The following is a 14,565-nucleotide window of genomic DNA, read 5'->3' as shown; positions in this document are numbered from 1 at the left end:
AAGGGCGCGGGGCCGGAGGGGCCGGGGCCGGGACTCGGAGTCGGAGGCGGGGCTGTCCCGTGGGGTGCCGGGCAGGCGGACGGCACAATGGGGCGGTGTTCCACGATCTCTTCCCGCCCGGCATCCAGCACGCCCTGGACCTCGCGGGCATCTTCGTCTTCGCCACCGCGGGCGCCCTGCTCGCCGTACGCAAGAACTTCGACGTCTTCGGCATCGCCGTCCTCGCCGAGGTCACCGCCCTCGGCGGCGGCCTCTTCCGCGACCTCGTCATCGGCGCCGTCCCGCCCGCCGCCTTCGGCGAGCTCAGCTTCTTCGTGACGCCGCTGATCGCCGCGGCCCTCGTCTTCTTCCTCCACCCCGAGGTGCAGCGGATCAACCGCGCGATCAACGTCTTCGACGCGGCCGGCCTCGCCCTGTTCTGCGTGACCGGCACCACCAAGGCGTACGAGTACGGCCTCGGGCTCACCGCGTCCGCCGCGCTCGGCACGGCCACGGCCGTCGGCGGCGGCGTGCTGCGCGACGTCATCGCCAACGAGGTGCCCTCGCTGCTGCGCGACCGCGAGATGTACGCCGTGCCCGCCGTCGTCGGCGCCTCGATGATCGCCGTGTTCATCGCCTTCGGAGTGCTGGGGGCCGCGACCACCGCCTTCGCGATCGCCACCACCTTCGTGCTGCGGCTGCTCGCGATGCAGTTCCACTGGCGGGCCCCGCTGGCCTGGAACCGCCGCTCCTCGGTGGCCGAGGAACCGTAACCTGCAGGCCACAAAGAAAAGCTACCGCTTAGTAGCCTTGCGTTGTAGGCTCGATCGCATGGCATACGCAGCGGCCCAGGCCTCCATCGGCGACAGCGAGTTCGACCGCGACACCACCGTCACCGCCCGCGCGGGCGAGCCCGGCGTGTACGACGCGGAGCTCTCCGCCGGATGGACGATCATCACCGCCGTCAACGGCGGCTACCTGCTGGCCCTGGTCGGCCGGGCCCTGTCGGCGGCCCTGCCGCACCCGGACCCCTTCACCGTCTCCGCCCACTACCTGACCTCCTCCGAACCCGGGCCCGCCGTGATCCGCACCGAGGTCGTCCGGGTCGGGCGCACGCTGTCCACCGGGCAGGCCTCCCTGTTCCAGTTCGACGCCGACGGCAACGAGGTCGAGCGGATCCGCGTCGTCGCCTCCTACGGCGACCTCGCCGCCCTGCCGGACGACGTCCGCACCACCGCCGTCCCGCCCGCGATCCCCGCGTACGAGGACTGCCTCGGGCCGGAGGCCGGACCGGCCGCCCCGATCCCCGGCAGCAACGCCATCGTCGACCGGCTCCGGCTGCGGCTGGACCCGGCGACCGCGGGCTGGGCGCTCGGCGCGCCGTCCGGGAAGGGCGAGATGCGGGCCTGGTTCGAGCTGGCCGACGGCCGGGACGCGGACCCGCTGTCGCTGCTGCTCGCGGTCGACGCCCTGCCGCCGACCTGCTTCGACCTGGGGCTGATGGGCTGGAGCCCGACCGTGGAGCTGACCGCGCACGTCCGCCACCGCCCGGCGCCCGGCCCGCTGCGGATCTCCATCACCACCCGGAACCTGGCCGGCGGCTTCCTCGAGGAGGACGCCGAGGTCTGGGACTCCGCCGGCCGCCTGGTCGCCCAGTCCCGCCAGCTGGCCCGCGCCCCGCGCGGCTGACCCGGCGCCGCGGACCGCGGCTGCGCCGCCCGGCCCCGGCCCCGGCCCCTGTGCGAGGGGGCCGGGGCCGGTCCGCGTGCGGCGGGTCGGTGCCCGGGCCCGCGGGCGGGGGACGCCGTGGGTCCGGGGTGCCCGCAGGCTCGTAGAATCAGGGGATCATGGCCTACCTCGACCACGCCGCCACCACTCCGATGCTCCCGGAGGCCGCTGCGGCGATGACCGCGCAGTTCGCCGTCACGGGGAACGCGTCCTCCCTGCACGCCGCCGGCCGCCGCGCCCGCCGTACCGTCGAGGAGGCCCGCGAGGCCCTCGCCGAGGCGCTCGGGGCCCGCCCGAGCGAGGTGGTCTTCACCGCCGGCGGCACCGAGGCCGACAACCTCGCCGTCAAGGGCCTGTACTGGGCCCGCCGCGACCAGGACCCGGCCCGCACCCGGGTGCTCGCCAGCCCCGTCGAGCACCACGCCGTCCTCGACGCCGTGCACTGGCTCGCCGAGCACGAGGGCGCCGAGGTCGAGTACCTCCCGGTGGACCGCCACGGCCGGGTCGACCCCGACGACCTGCGCGCGGCCATCGCCCGCAACCCCGGCGACGTGGCCCTGGCCACCGTGATGTGGGCCAACAACGAGATCGGCACCGTCATGCCGGTCCGCGAACTGGCCGCGGCCGCCGCCGAGTTCGGTGTCCCCCTGCACTCCGACGCCGTCCAGGCCGTCGGGCAGCTCGACGTCCGCTTCGGCGACAGCGGCCTCGCCGCGATGACCGTGAGCGGCCACAAGATCGGCGGCCCGTACGGCATCGGCGCGCTGCTCCTCGGCCGCGACCAGAGCCCCGTACCCGTCCTGCACGGCGGAGGCCAGGAGCGCCACGTCCGCTCGGGCACCCTCGACGTGCCCGCCATCGCCGCCTTCGCCGTGGCCGCCGTCCTCGCCGCCGAGCGGCGCGAGCGGTTCGCCGCCGAGGTCGGCGCACTGCGGGACGAGCTGATCCGCGCCGTCCGCGCGGCCGTGCCCGACGCCGTACTCGGCGGGGACCCCGACCACCGGCTCCCGGCCAACGCCCACTTCAGCTTCCCCGGCTGCGAGGGCGACTCGCTGCTGCTCCTGCTGGACGCCCAGGGCATCGAGTGCTCCACCGGATCCGCCTGCACCGCCGGCGTGGCCCAGCCCAGCCACGTCCTGCTGGCCACCGGCACCGACCCGCAGCTGGCCCGCGGCACCCTGCGCTTCTCCCTCGGCCACACCTCCACCCGGGAGGACGTCGCCGCCGTGGCCGCGGCCATCGGCCCGGCGGTCGAGCGCGCCCGCACGGCCGGCCTGAGCTAGCCCGTCTCTTCCGGACCTAGTCCGCGGGCTTCACCTTCCAGAATTCGGACTCGTCGACGCTCTCGGCCGGCGACGGCGTCTTCGAGGGGACGGGCTTGTCGTACTCGGAGAAGTAGGCCCCGTCCTGCGTTCCGCCGATCTTCCCCTGGATCCGGAGCAGGAGGGGCTTGCCCTCGGTGGCGACGTAGAGCGTGGCGCGGTCGGCCCCGGAACGGCCGGTGACCGTGATTGCGGGCGCGCCCTTGACGAGGGCCTTCCCGCCCTTTGCCACGTCGTCCTCGGTGAACGGCTTCGCCATGAACCGGCGCTGCAAATAGGACACGTCGCACGAGGCCACGAACGCAGGGGCGTCTTCGGGGTCGTCGAGACGGAGGTGCAGCCACCGTCCGTTCAGTTCCCGGAGCACCAACGTGGCGATCCCTTCCGAGAACTGCTCCGCCAAGAGCGCCGCGTCCGGTTTCGTCCAGACGTCCTTTCCGTGCTTGATGATCTGCACCCGGCCCTTGTTCGGGGCCAGGACGGCGGTGCCGACGCAGTTGCCCTTCCTGTCGAGGCGGAAGTCCACGGCGTAGGTGTCCGTGTCGTCCTTGGCCGGGCCCTGCCAGCGCAGCGACCGGGCGTCGAGGAGCGACTGTCGTCCCTTCTCCGCGATCACATGGGCCGGCTCGTCCTCGATGCCGTTCCCGCCCGGCGCCGCCGCTGTCCCCACCAGCAGGGCGCATGCGCCGACCCCTGCCGCCACCTGCGTGAGCCTGGACATCGCCTCACCTCCGGAACACCGGGCAGGCCACAAGATCAGCGTAGGCCCGGGGGACGGGCTCCGCAGCTCCGGCCCGGCACGAGCTCCGGCCCGGCACGCCTCAGCCGCTGCCGGGCCGCCCGTCCAGCTCGGCCCGGACCAGCCGCAGGTAGCGGTCCCAGTCCCAGTGCGGGCCCGGGTCCGTGTGGTCGGCGCCCGGCACCTCGGAGTGCCCGAGGATGTGCCTCCGGTCCACCGGTATCCCGTACCTCCGGCAGATGTCGGCGGCCAGCCGGGCCGAGGCCGCGTACATCGCGTCCGTGAAGTCCTGCGGGCGCTCCACGTACCCCTCGTGCTCGATGCCCACGCTCCGCTCGTTCATCGACCGGTTCCCCGAGTGGAAGGCGACGTCCAGCTCGCGCACCATCTGCTCGACGTGGCCGTCCTGGCGGACTATGTAGTGCGCGGACGCCTTGTGCCACGGGTTCTTGAACGCGTCCACCGACGAGGCGAAGCTGCCCTCGGTGACATGGACGACGATCCGGTCCACCCGGTAGTCGTCCGGCCGGTCCGCCCTCCGCCAGTTCGCCGGCGATGCCGCCGTCCAGCTCGCTTCCTCGTGGTCCAGCGCGCCTTCCACGCGCGGTTTGGACACCCCCGGCAGCATCCACCAGGCGCGCCCCACCTCGTCGCGCCCGGCGATCGCCGCCACCGCGAAGACCGCGAGCACGCCGAACAGCACGGCCCTGCGGATCCGCCCCCGCCCGGTCCGCTTGCCCGTCCCCCGGCCGTTCTCCTCCGTGCCCCCCATGTGATCCACCCCCCGTAGCCCAGAACGCGCTGGGGCCCCGGCCGGTTCCCCCGTACCCTGGAAGGCGCTATGACTGAGAACCTGCCGCGCACCTCCCGCCCCCTTCGTGTCCTGGCCGCCATGTCCGGCGGCGTGGACTCCGCCGTCGCCGCCGCCCGCGCCGTCGAAGCCGGGCACGACGTGACCGGCGTCCACCTGGCGCTCTCCGCGAACCCGCAGTCCTTCCGGACCGGCGCGCGCGGCTGCTGCACCATCGAGGACTCCCGTGACGCCCGCCGCGCGGCCGACGTCATCGGCATCCCCTTCTACTGCTGGGACCTCGCCGACCGCTTCCGCGAGGACGTGGTGGAGGACTTCATCGCCGAGTACGAGGCCGGGCGCACCCCGAACCCCTGCCTGCGCTGCAACGAGAAGATCAAGTTCGCGGCGCTGCTCGACAAGGCCCTCGCCCTCGGCTTCGACGCCGTCTGCACCGGCCACTACGCCACCGTCGTCGAGAACGAGGACGGCTCCCGCGAGCTGCACCGCGCCTCCGACATGGCCAAGGACCAGTCGTACGTGCTCGGCGTCCTCGACGAGAAGCAGCTGGCCCACGCCCTCTTCCCGCTCGGCGACACGATCACCACCAAGGAGGAGATCCGCGCCGAGGCCGAGGCCCGGGGCCTGGCCGTCGCGAAGAAGCCCGACAGCCACGACATCTGCTTCATCGCCGACGGCGACACCCAGGGCTTCCTGGCCAAGCGCCTCGGCACGGCGGAGGGCGACATCGTCGACGAGTCCGGCGCCAAGGTCGGCACCCACGACGGGGCCTACGGCTTCACCATCGGCCAGCGCAAGGGCCTGCGCATAGGCCACCCCGCCCCCGACGGCAAGCCGCGCTACGTCCTGGACATCTCCCCGGTGAACAACACCGTCACCGTCGGCCCGGCCGCCTCCCTCGACGTCGAGGCCCTCACCGCCATCCGCCCCCGCTGGTGCGGCACCGCCCCCGCCGGCGGCCCCGCGACGTACACCGCGCAGCTGCGCGCCCACGGCGGCGAGACGGAGGTCTCGGCGGAGCTGGTCGACGGCGAGCTGAAGGTCACCTTCACCGAGCCCGTCCGCGGCGTGGCCCCCGGCCAGGCGATCGTCCTCTACGACGGCACCCGCGTCGTCGGCTCCGCCACCATCGCCACGACCACCCGCGCCGGGGCGGCCGCCGCCCGCTGAGCCGCCCCGGCACGGGACGGCAGCGGCTCGGGGCTAGGGCGCGGGCGGGGGCCCGGGCTCAGACCACCGTCAGGACGATCTTGCCGGTGGTGCGGCCCCGTTCGCCGATCTCGTGGGCCTTCGCGGCCTCGGACAGCGGCAGGACCGTGTCGACCAGCGGCTTCAGCCGGCCCTGCTCGACCAGGGCCGCGATCGCCTCCAGGCCCTTCAGGTCCGGCTCCACCAGCACCCAGGACGCGTCCACCCCGTCCGCCGCGGCCCCGGCCGGGATCGCGTCCGGGCCGGTCAGCGACACCAGCCGGCCGCCCGGCTTCAGCACCTTCAGCGAGCGCTGCGCCACCTCCGGGCCGAGGGTGTCCAGCACCACGTCCACGTCCGAGACCGCCTCGGCGAAGTCCTCGGCGCGGTAGTCGACCAGCTCGTCCGCGCCGAGCTCGCGCAGGAGCCCGTGCTTGCCCGCGCTCGCCGTGCCGATCACGTACGCGCCGCGCGCCTTGGCGATCTGGACCGCCAGGTGGCCCACCCCGCCCGCCGCCGCGTGCACCAGCACCCGGTCCCCGGCGGTGACCCCGGCGGTGTCCACCAGCGCCTGCCACGCGGTCAGGGCCGCCAGCGGCAGCGCGGCCGCCTGGACGTGGTCCAGGGAGGCGGGCTTGCGGGCGAAGTGCCGGGCCGGGCCGACCACGTACTCGGCGTAGCCGCCCGCCTGCCGCGGGAAGAGCGGCATGCCGTACACCTCGTCGCCCGGGCGGTACAGCGTCACGCCGGGCCCGACCGCCTCGACGGTGCCCGAGACGTCCCAGCCGCTGATCGGGACCTCGGCCCAGTCGACCAGGGCGCCGCTCGCCCGGGTCTTCCAGTCCACCGGGTTCACGCCCGCCGCGTGGACCCGTACCAGGATCTCGTTCAGGCCCGGCTCGGGCCGGTCCGTCTCGACCTCGGTCAGGACCTCGGGTCCGCCCCACTGGCTGATGACGACGGCGCGCATGGATATCTCCTTCGTAATGCTTTGCGGTGTTCCGGATCGGTTTCACCGGCCGATGACACCAGCTTGGCGGCCCGCGCGACCGCATGGTGATGGCCGGACGGCCACCATGTGACAGAATCTGGCCATGCACCGTGTAGCCGTACTCGCCCTCGAAGGCGTCGCCCCGTTCGAGCTCGGGATGCCGTCGCGCGTCTTCGGCAACGCCCGGGACGAGGACGGCGCCCGGCTGTACGAGGTCACCGTCTGCACCGCGGACGGCCTGCCCGTGACCAGCGACGCGGGCTTCACCGTCGGCGTCGGCGCAGGTCCCGAGGCCCTCGCCGCGGCCGACACCGTGATCGTGCCGCCCACCCACGCCATGAGCGGGCTGCTGCACGGGGAGCCGCTGCCGCAGCCGATCGCCGAGGCCCTCGCCGCGATCCGCCCCGGCACCCGGATCGTGTCGATCTGCACCGGGTCGGAGGTGCTCGCCGCCGCCGGGCTGCTCGACGGGCGGGCCGCCACCACCCACTGGATGCACGCGCCGGAGTTCCGGCGGGCCTTCCCCCGGGTCAGGCTCGACGAAGGCGTGCTCTTCGTCGACGACGGCGACATCCTCACCTCGGCCGGCGTCGCCGCCGGCATCGACCTGTGCCTCTACCTGGTGCGGGCCGACCACGGCACCGCCGTCGCCAACCGCGCCGCCCGGCTGTGCGTCGTACCGCCGTGGCGCGACGGGGGGCAGGCCCAGTACATCGACCGGCCCGTCCCCGAACCCACCGCCGCCACCACCACCGCCACGCGCGCCTGGGCCCTGGAGCGGCTCGCCGAGCCCCTCACCCTCGCCGAGCTGGCCGCCCACGCGCGGATGAGCCTGCGCACCTTCACCCGGCGCTTCCGCGACGAGGTCGGCATGACCCCGGTCCAGTGGCTCACCGCCCAGCGCCTGGAAGTCGCCCGGCACCTGCTGGAGTCCAGCGACCTCCCCGTCGACCTGGTCGCCCACCGCTCCGGCTTCGGCTCCGCCAACTCCCTGCGCCAGCACATGCGCAGCGCGCTCGGCATCTCCCCGATCGCCTACCGCCGCACGTTCGGCCCCGGCATCCCGGCGGCGGCCACGGCATGACCCCGGAGGTCATCGACCCGTCGGCCGGGCGTCTGTGAGGATGGTCCAACAGCCCGCCCGAACAGGCCAATTGGAGCAGCCATGACCGCGTACGCCATCGGCCACATCCGTCCCGAGACGATGAACGAGGACATCCTCCGCTACATCGAGACCATCCAGGCCACCATGGACCCCTTCGAGGGCCGCTTCCTCGTCCACGGCAACCCGGTCGAGGTCCTGGAGGGCGCCTTCCACAGCGACCTCGTGATCATCGCCTTCCCGGACATCGAGCTCGCCCGCGCCTGGTACGCCTCCGAGGCCTACCAGGAGATCCTCCCCCTGCGCACCCGCCACATCGAGGCCGACATCCTCCTGGTCGACGGCGTCCCGGCCGACTACGACGCCGCGAAGACGGCCGCGAAGATCGGCGAAGCCGCGGGACTGCGGTGAGCCACCGCGTCACGTACGCCCTCGGCGGCCCGCACGCCTACCGGAGCACCACCGAGACCTGGGGCGCCATCGGCCTGGACCTCGACCTCCTCGCAGGGCCCGACGTCCTGGTGCCCCTGCTCGAGGAGCGCACGGCCCCGGCCGCCGGCTTCCCCTCCGCCGACGACTCGGTCGAGGCGGGCGTCCTGGCGGACCCCCGCCGCAAGGTCCTCCTCGCCTTCGCCTGGGAGGCACCCTGCACATCGATGCGCACCCGCGCGGCAGCGCTGGAACTGCTGCGGCTCGCCTGGACGGGCTGGGAGGTGCGCTGGTCCTACGACGGCCAGACCGGACTGCGCGCTGGGTCGGCCTCGGTCGGCCCGCCGCCGGGGCCGGACGGTGCATGCCGTTGCATATCCAGCGGGGGTCCGGCCATTCCAGCCTCGCCGGCGTTTGAGGCTGGGGGTACCCCCAGCGGTAGCTGGGGGAGGGTCCGGGCGGAGCCCCCGGTTTCGGGAAGGGGCGGGGAGGGGAACTGCTCCGCGCAGCGGCACACCCCCCCCACGCCCGCACCCCGCATCCGGCCGCCCGGGCCGGGCCCCGGAGCCGCGCCCGCCCCCCGGAGGGAAAAGGCAGGAGCCCCGCCCCGTCCGCGTAGGCGGAGGGGCAGGGCTCCTTGGGTACTGCTTTCCAACCGCGACGGTTGGCCCGGGTCGATTAGACCGGGGTGACGTTCTCCGCCTGGGGACCCTTCGGGCCCTGCGTGACGTCGAAGTTCACGGTCTGGTTCTCCTCGAGGGAGCGGAAGCCAGACGCGTTGATCGCGGAGTAGTGGACGAAGACATCCGGGCCGCCGCCGTCCTGGGCGATGAAGCCGAAGCCCTTTTCAGCGTTGAACCACTTCACGGTTCCGGTAGCCATGAGCCCTCCTATGGGCCAAAGGGTCGCCCTGCTCCAGAACCTGCTAAGAAGTCTGAAAACTACAAAAGCCTGCGGGTCACATTCTCCGCAGGCTTCGTACTGCAAGGGAAACCAAACTGCAACTTGCGTTGAGCCTAGCACGCAGAGGGTCGCGGAGACCAGAGGGAAAGATCACGTCACCCGGACGTTTGAGACCCGCGGGAAGGCTGACGGAGGGCCTCCGGCTAGTCTCGCGATGTGGACCTCTATCGCAGCCGGCCCCGCGTGGGCCACATTCAGTTCCTGAACTGCCTTCCCCTCTACTGGGGACTGGCCAGAACCGGCACGCTGCTGGACCTGGAGCTGAGCAAGGACACGCCCGAGAAGCTCAGTGAGCAGCTCGTGCGGGGCGAGCTCGACATCGCGCCGGTCACCCTGGTGGAGTTCCTGCGCAATGCCGATCAGCTGGTCGCCTTCCCCGATCTCGCGGTCGGTTGCGACGGCCCGGTGATGTCCTGCGTGATCGTCTCCCAGGTGCCGCTGGACCGCCTCGACGGCGCCCGCGTCGCCCTCGGCTCGACCTCCCGGACCTCCGTTCGGCTGGCCCAGCTGCTGCTGTCCGAGCAGTACGGGGTCCGGCCCGACTACTTCTCCTGCCCGCCCGACCTGGGGCTGATGATGCAGGAGGCCGATGCGGCCGTGCTGATCGGCGACGCCGCGCTGCGCGCCTCGCTGCACGATGCTCCCCGGCTCGGCCTGGAGGTGCACGACCTGGGGCTGATGTGGAAGGAGTGGACCGGGCTGCCGTTCGTCTTCGCCGTCTGGGCCACCCGCAAGGAGTACCTGGACCGCGAGCCGAGCGTGGTCCGCGAGGTGCACGGGGCCTTCCTGGAGTCCCGCGACATCTCCCTGGAGGAGGTCGCCAAGGTGGCCGAGCAGGCGGCCCGCTGGGAGGCCTTCGACGCGGCCCTGCTGGAGCGGTACTTCACCACGCTCGACTTCCGCTTCGGGCCGGAACAGCTCGCTGGCGTAAGGGAATTCGCCCGCCGTACGGGTTCCGCGACGGGGTATCCGGCGGATGTCCGCGTGGAGCTGCTGACGGTGTCCTGACCGTTTCCGCGCCCGGTTTCGGTGATCGATTGGGTGATCGGTACGGCGGTCGTCCGGCGGTCGCCCGGCGGTCTTCCGGCGGCCGTCCGGCGATCGGCCCGCGGTCGTGTGGTGATCGGTTTATCGGACTCCGTCGGCGGTCCGGTTTGTTTCCCGTGAATTCCGGACCTTTTCGCATTCCGGATGCCCGGCCGTAAAAGAAATGGCGACCTCCGGGGCCTCCGCCGGCCCGCGTGCGGCCCCCGAGCCGGGCGGAACGGCCCCGGCCGGTCCCTGATCACCCCTAAGGTGCTGCTGGGCGGTCCGCTGCGGATCACGCCCGCCAGGCGAAGGCACACGCGAAGCACCACGGGGGAGGGGGACGCGATGCAGCCGCTCGAGGCCGACGAACCGCGGACCATCGGCGCATACCGGCTGCTGGGCCGGCTCGGCTCGGGCGGCATGGGGCGCGTGTACCTCGGCCGCAGCGCGGGCGGACGGACGGTGGCCGTCAAGATCGTGCACCCGCATTTCGCGTCCGACACGGAGTTCCGCGAGCGCTTCCGCCGCGAGGTCGAGGCCGCGCGGCGGGTCGGCGGCGAGTGGACCGCGCCCGTACTGGACGCCGACCCCGAGGCACCGGTGCCGTGGGTGGCGACCGGGTACGTGGCAGGGCCCTCACTGGCCAGCGCGGTGGCCGCCCACGGGCCGCTCCCGCACGGCTCGGTCCGGGCCGTCGGCGAAGGCCTGGCCCGCGCCCTGGTGGCCGTGCACGGCCTCGGGCTCGTCCACCGCGACGTGAAGCCCTCGAACGTGATGCTGACCGTCGACGGGCCCCGCCTGATCGACTTCGGGATCGCCCGGGCCACCGACGGCACCGCCTCCCTCACCTCCACCGGGGTCTCCATCGGCTCGCCCGGCTACATGTCGCCCGAGCAGATCCTCGGCAAGGGCGTCACCGCCGCCGCCGACGTGTTCTCCCTCGGCGCGGTGCTGGCCTTCGCGGCGACCGGGCGGCCCCCCTTCACCGGCGACAACTCGGCGACCCTGCTCTACAAGGTCGTCCACGAGGCGCCCGAACTGGACGAGGTCCCCGCTCAGGACGGGCTGCGCGACCTGGTCGCGGCCTGCCTGGACAAGTCGGCCGCCGCCCGGCCCACCCCGGAGCAGGTCGCGGCGGCCCTCGAAGGGGCCCTGCTCGCCCCGGGCCGGCTGCCCGCGCCCGTACTGGAGGAGGCGAGCCGCGCGGCCGTGGCCCTGCTCGACCTGGAGGCCGCCGCGCCCGAGGACGAGCCGGGGCGGGTGCCGTTCGCGACGCCCTCGTACGGGGACCGGGTGCCCGTAGGCGGGCCCGGCATCGGGTCCTTCGGCGCGCCCGACCCCTCCTACGGGGACCCGGCCGGGGCCTCGTACGCCCCGCCGGCGGGCCCGTACGGGGCGCCGACGCCGGCGCCGGGGCAGACGCCCACGCAGACCGGCGGCGCGGCCTCCGTGCCCGAGCCGCGCACCGCGCCCGGCCGCGCAGGCGACGGCGACGGCGCCGGAGCCGGACGCAGCAAGGTCACCGTCACCGCGGCCGGGCGGCGCCTCAGCTGCACGGTGGTCGTCGCCGCGGCCGCCGTACTGGCCGCCCTGTCCGGCGGGCTGTACGGGCTGGGCCTGCTGCCCGGCGGCGGCAGCGCGAAGGAGGGGGGAGCGGCGGCCACTCCGCCGTCCGCCTCCGAGTCGCACGAGGCCTCCCCGAGGCCCTCGGACTCGGACTCGGACGAGCCCTCCACACCGACTCCGGACGCGAGCGAGAGCGGGGGCGGGGGCGGCAGCATGGGGACCCGGCACGACGTGCCCAAGGAGCTGGTCGGGCATTGGAAGGGCACGGTCACCACGGCCCGGTTGGGCGTCAGCACCGAGTTCGAGATCACCATCAAGGCCGGCAAGGTCGGCGAGGTCGTCGGCCGGGACAAGTCGGTCCTGCCGGGCTTCGACACCGACTGCAGCGGCAACTGGAAGCTCGGCTCCGCCACCGACCGCTCCGTCATCCTGGACAGCACCGGCAACCCCAACCCCGCTCCGGGCATCTGCTCCAAGGGCTCCGACGACGAGCGCTTCACCCTCAAGGCGAACGGAAAGCTGCACTACCGCTCGGGCGACGGCGCCGCAGGCAACCCGGAGGGCGACCTCACCCGCATCCCGTGAAATCCCCGCACGGGCCCTGGCGTAGGCTGGCTCGGTCCGGACCTCTTGACACACCGCCGAAGGGTGACGCACCGGTGACCGACCAGGCCGCTCTCCAGTCTGTCCTCGACCGCGCCGCCGCAGGGGGCCGGATCACCAAGGAGGAGGCGCTCGACCTCTACCGGCACGCCCCGCTGCACGCGCTGGGCCAGGCCGCCGACGCGGTGCGCCGCCGCCGCTACGCCGGCACCGAGCACATCGCCACGTACATCATCGAGCGCAACATCAACTACACCAACGTGTGCGTCACGGCGTGCAAGTTCTGCGCCTTCTACGCGGCCCCGAAGGACACCAAGAAGGGCTGGACCCGCGACCTCGACGACATCCTGCGCCGCTGCGCCGAGACCGTCGAGCTCGGCGGCACGCAGGTCATGTTCCAGGGCGGGCACCACCCCGACTACGGCGTGGAGTACTACGAGGAGCACTTCTCCGCCATCAAGAAGGCCTTCCCGCAGCTGGTCATCCACTCCCTCGGCGCGTCCGAGGTCGACCACATGGCCCGCATCTCCGGCGTCAGCGCCGAGGAGGCCATCCGCCGCATCCACGCCGCCGGCCTGGACTCCTTCGCGGGCGCCGGCGCCGAACTGCTGCCGGAGCGGCCGCGCAAGGCGATCGCCCCGCTGAAGGAGTCCGGCGAGCGCTGGCTGGAGATCATGGAGCTCGCCCACAACCTGGGCGTGGAGTCCACCTCCACCATGCTGATGGGCACCGGGGAGACCAACGCCGAGCGCATCGAGCACATCGCGATGATCCGCGAGGTGCAGGACCGCACGGGCGGCTTCCGCGCGTTCATCCCGTACACGTACCAGCCCGAGAACAACCACCTCAAGGGCCGGACCCAGGCGACGGTCTTCGAGTACCTGCGCATGATCGCGATCGCGCGGCTCTTCCTCGACAACATCGCCCACATCCAGGGCTCCTGGCTGACCGTCGGCAAGGAGGCCGGGCAGCTCTCCCTGCACTACGGCGCGGACGACCTCGGCTCGATCATGCTCGAGGAGAACGTGGTCTCCTCGGCCGGCGCCAAGCACCGCTCCAACCGCCAGGAGATCATCGACCTGATCCGCAAGGCGGGGCGCGTGCCGGCGCAGCGCGCGACGACGTACGAGCACCTCGTCGTCCACGAGGACCCGGCGAACGACCCGGTCGACGACCGCGTGGTCTCGCACATCTCCTCCACGGCGATCGAGGGCGGCACGGCGCACCCCGAGCTGAAGCTGATCTCGGCGCAGTGAGCCGGTTGTCGTTGCTGTTGCTGCTGCCGTGTTGACGCTGCACACCGCGGAGCTGCTGGTCGCCGGGGCCGGGGCGGTGCCGGTGCCCGGCGGGGCGGTGCTCGTCGAGGGCGACCGGATCGCCGGCATCGGGCCGTACGAGGAGCTCGGTGCGGCCCGGCCGCATGCGCGGGTGCGGCGCTGGCCCGGGGTGCTGACGCCGGGGCTGGTGGTGCACGGGGCGCGGGAGCTGCTGGAGGAGACGTACTACCCCGACGAGGCGTACGAGGCTGCCGCCGTTGCCGAGGCGGAGCTGACCGAGGCCCGGTGGGGCGGCAGTGCGCGGCGGGGCACGCAGAAGCTGCTGGCCCGGGGGGTGGTGGCCGTGACGGGGCGGCTCACCGTGCCGGCCGTCCGGACGGCGGTGGCCAGGTCAGGGCTGGTCCTGCTGCCGCCGGTCGCCTCCGCGGCGGTGCCGGCCTCTTTGGACCCGTTCGCCGGTCGGGCGAGTGCCGAGGAAGCCTTCCTCGGGGTTCTGGAGGCGGGGGCTCCCGCCCGGTTCGCGGTCTTCGCCGCCCCTGGGGTGGCCGAGTTGCCGGCGCTGGGCGCGACCGCCTGCGTGGCCACCGTCATCGGCGGCCGCCTCCTCCACCGCCGCCGCTGACCCGGCCGGCTGCCGCTGCCGCTGCCGGCTCCCGCTGCGCGGAGCCTGTCCCCTCCCCGCCCCTTCCCGAAACCGGGGGCTCCGCCCCCGGACCCGGTTCCGGGCGCTTCGCGCCCGGTGCGCTCAAACGCCGCGCGGGCTGGATTCATCCAGCCTCGCCGGCGTTTGAGGCGCGGGGTCCGGGGGCGGAGCCCCCGATCTTTGACGGGTCCGGGC

General features: G+C 73.5%; 14 protein-coding genes. 10 read left to right on the top strand and 4 right to left on the bottom strand.

Annotated elements, in window-relative coordinates:
- Positions 1–95 precede the first annotated feature (95 nt).
- The 3 genes from ABZ924_RS13815 to ABZ924_RS13805 all read left to right on the top strand — a co-directional run bounded on the left by ABZ924_RS13815 (position 96) and on the right by ABZ924_RS13805 (position 2,990).
- Positions 96–752: a trimeric intracellular cation channel family protein gene (locus ABZ924_RS13815; protein WP_361907891.1), complete on the top strand. Its 657-nt coding sequence runs from the start codon at positions 96–98 to the stop codon at positions 750–752.
- Between the two features lie 58 nt (positions 753–810).
- On the top strand, positions 811–1,668 hold the full coding sequence (locus ABZ924_RS13810) for a thioesterase family protein (protein ID WP_361907890.1): 858 nt from the start codon (positions 811–813) through the stop codon (positions 1,666–1,668).
- Between the two features lie 158 nt (positions 1,669–1,826).
- Positions 1,827–2,990, top strand: a complete 1,164-nt coding sequence (locus ABZ924_RS13805; protein ID WP_361907887.1) for a cysteine desulfurase family protein — start codon at positions 1,827–1,829, stop codon at positions 2,988–2,990.
- Between the two features lie 16 nt (positions 2,991–3,006).
- Here ABZ924_RS13805 and ABZ924_RS13800 read toward each other — a convergent pair whose 3' ends face one another.
- A complete protein-coding gene (locus ABZ924_RS13800) occupies positions 3,007–3,750 on the bottom strand; it encodes a hypothetical protein (protein ID WP_361907884.1) in 744 nt (247 codons plus the stop codon).
- A 100-nt stretch (positions 3,751–3,850) separates the two neighbouring features.
- Positions 3,851–4,540, bottom strand: a complete 690-nt coding sequence (locus tag ABZ924_RS13795; protein ID WP_361907882.1) for an N-acetylmuramoyl-L-alanine amidase — start codon at positions 4,538–4,540, stop codon at positions 3,851–3,853.
- Between the two features lie 69 nt (positions 4,541–4,609).
- Between ABZ924_RS13795 and mnmA the strand changes: the two genes are divergently transcribed.
- Complete coding sequence (gene mnmA, locus ABZ924_RS13790; protein ID WP_361907879.1) at positions 4,610–5,749, top strand: tRNA 2-thiouridine(34) synthase MnmA; 1,140 nt, start codon at positions 4,610–4,612, stop codon at positions 5,747–5,749.
- A gap of 58 nt (positions 5,750–5,807) precedes the next feature.
- On the opposite strand, the gene ABZ924_RS13785 is transcribed toward mnmA, so the two are convergent.
- A complete protein-coding gene (locus ABZ924_RS13785; RefSeq protein WP_361907877.1) occupies positions 5,808–6,737 on the bottom strand; it encodes an NADP-dependent oxidoreductase in 930 nt (309 codons plus the stop codon).
- A gap of 124 nt (positions 6,738–6,861) precedes the next feature.
- On the opposite strand from ABZ924_RS13785, the gene ABZ924_RS13780 reads away from it, so the two are divergent.
- Both ABZ924_RS13780 and ABZ924_RS13775 read left to right on the top strand, forming a co-directional pair.
- Positions 6,862–7,842, top strand: coding sequence for a helix-turn-helix domain-containing protein (locus tag ABZ924_RS13780; protein WP_361907875.1), 981 nt, complete (start codon positions 6,862–6,864; stop codon positions 7,840–7,842).
- An 81-nt stretch (positions 7,843–7,923) separates the two neighbouring features.
- The gene (locus ABZ924_RS13775) at positions 7,924–8,271 is read left to right on the top strand and encodes a DUF1330 domain-containing protein (protein WP_361907873.1); all 348 of its coding nucleotides are present in this window, start codon (positions 7,924–7,926) and stop codon (positions 8,269–8,271) included.
- Between the two features lie 696 nt (positions 8,272–8,967).
- Here the strand turns inward: ABZ924_RS13775 and ABZ924_RS13770 are convergent.
- The gene (locus ABZ924_RS13770) at positions 8,968–9,171 is read right to left on the bottom strand and encodes a cold-shock protein (protein WP_019707740.1); all 204 of its coding nucleotides are present in this window, start codon (positions 9,169–9,171) and stop codon (positions 8,968–8,970) included.
- A gap of 237 nt (positions 9,172–9,408) precedes the next feature.
- Between ABZ924_RS13770 and ABZ924_RS13765 the strand changes: the two genes are divergently transcribed.
- The 4 genes from ABZ924_RS13765 to ABZ924_RS13750 all read left to right on the top strand — a co-directional run bounded on the left by ABZ924_RS13765 (position 9,409) and on the right by ABZ924_RS13750 (position 14,349).
- Entirely contained in the window at positions 9,409–10,260 is an 852-nt protein-coding gene (locus tag ABZ924_RS13765) for a menaquinone biosynthesis protein (RefSeq protein ID WP_361907871.1), read from the top strand.
- Between the two features lie 366 nt (positions 10,261–10,626).
- On the top strand, positions 10,627–12,432 hold the full coding sequence (locus tag ABZ924_RS13760; protein ID WP_361907869.1) for a protein kinase: 1,806 nt from the start codon (positions 10,627–10,629) through the stop codon (positions 12,430–12,432).
- 74 nt (positions 12,433–12,506) lie between these two features.
- Positions 12,507–13,706, top strand: a complete 1,200-nt coding sequence (gene mqnC, locus ABZ924_RS13755; protein WP_361907867.1) for a cyclic dehypoxanthinyl futalosine synthase — start codon at positions 12,507–12,509, stop codon at positions 13,704–13,706.
- 28 nt (positions 13,707–13,734) lie between these two features.
- Positions 13,735–14,349, top strand: a complete 615-nt coding sequence (locus tag ABZ924_RS13750) for a hypothetical protein (RefSeq protein WP_361907865.1) — start codon at positions 13,735–13,737, stop codon at positions 14,347–14,349.
- Positions 14,350–14,565 lie beyond the last annotated feature (216 nt).

Origin of the sequence: Streptomyces sp. NPDC046876, assembly GCF_040645035.1 — a bacterium.
Taxonomy (GTDB): Bacteria; Actinomycetota; Actinomycetes; order Streptomycetales; family Streptomycetaceae; genus Streptomyces.
Note: the sequence above shows the minus strand (reverse complement) of the source record. Positions and strands in the feature narration are given on the sequence as shown.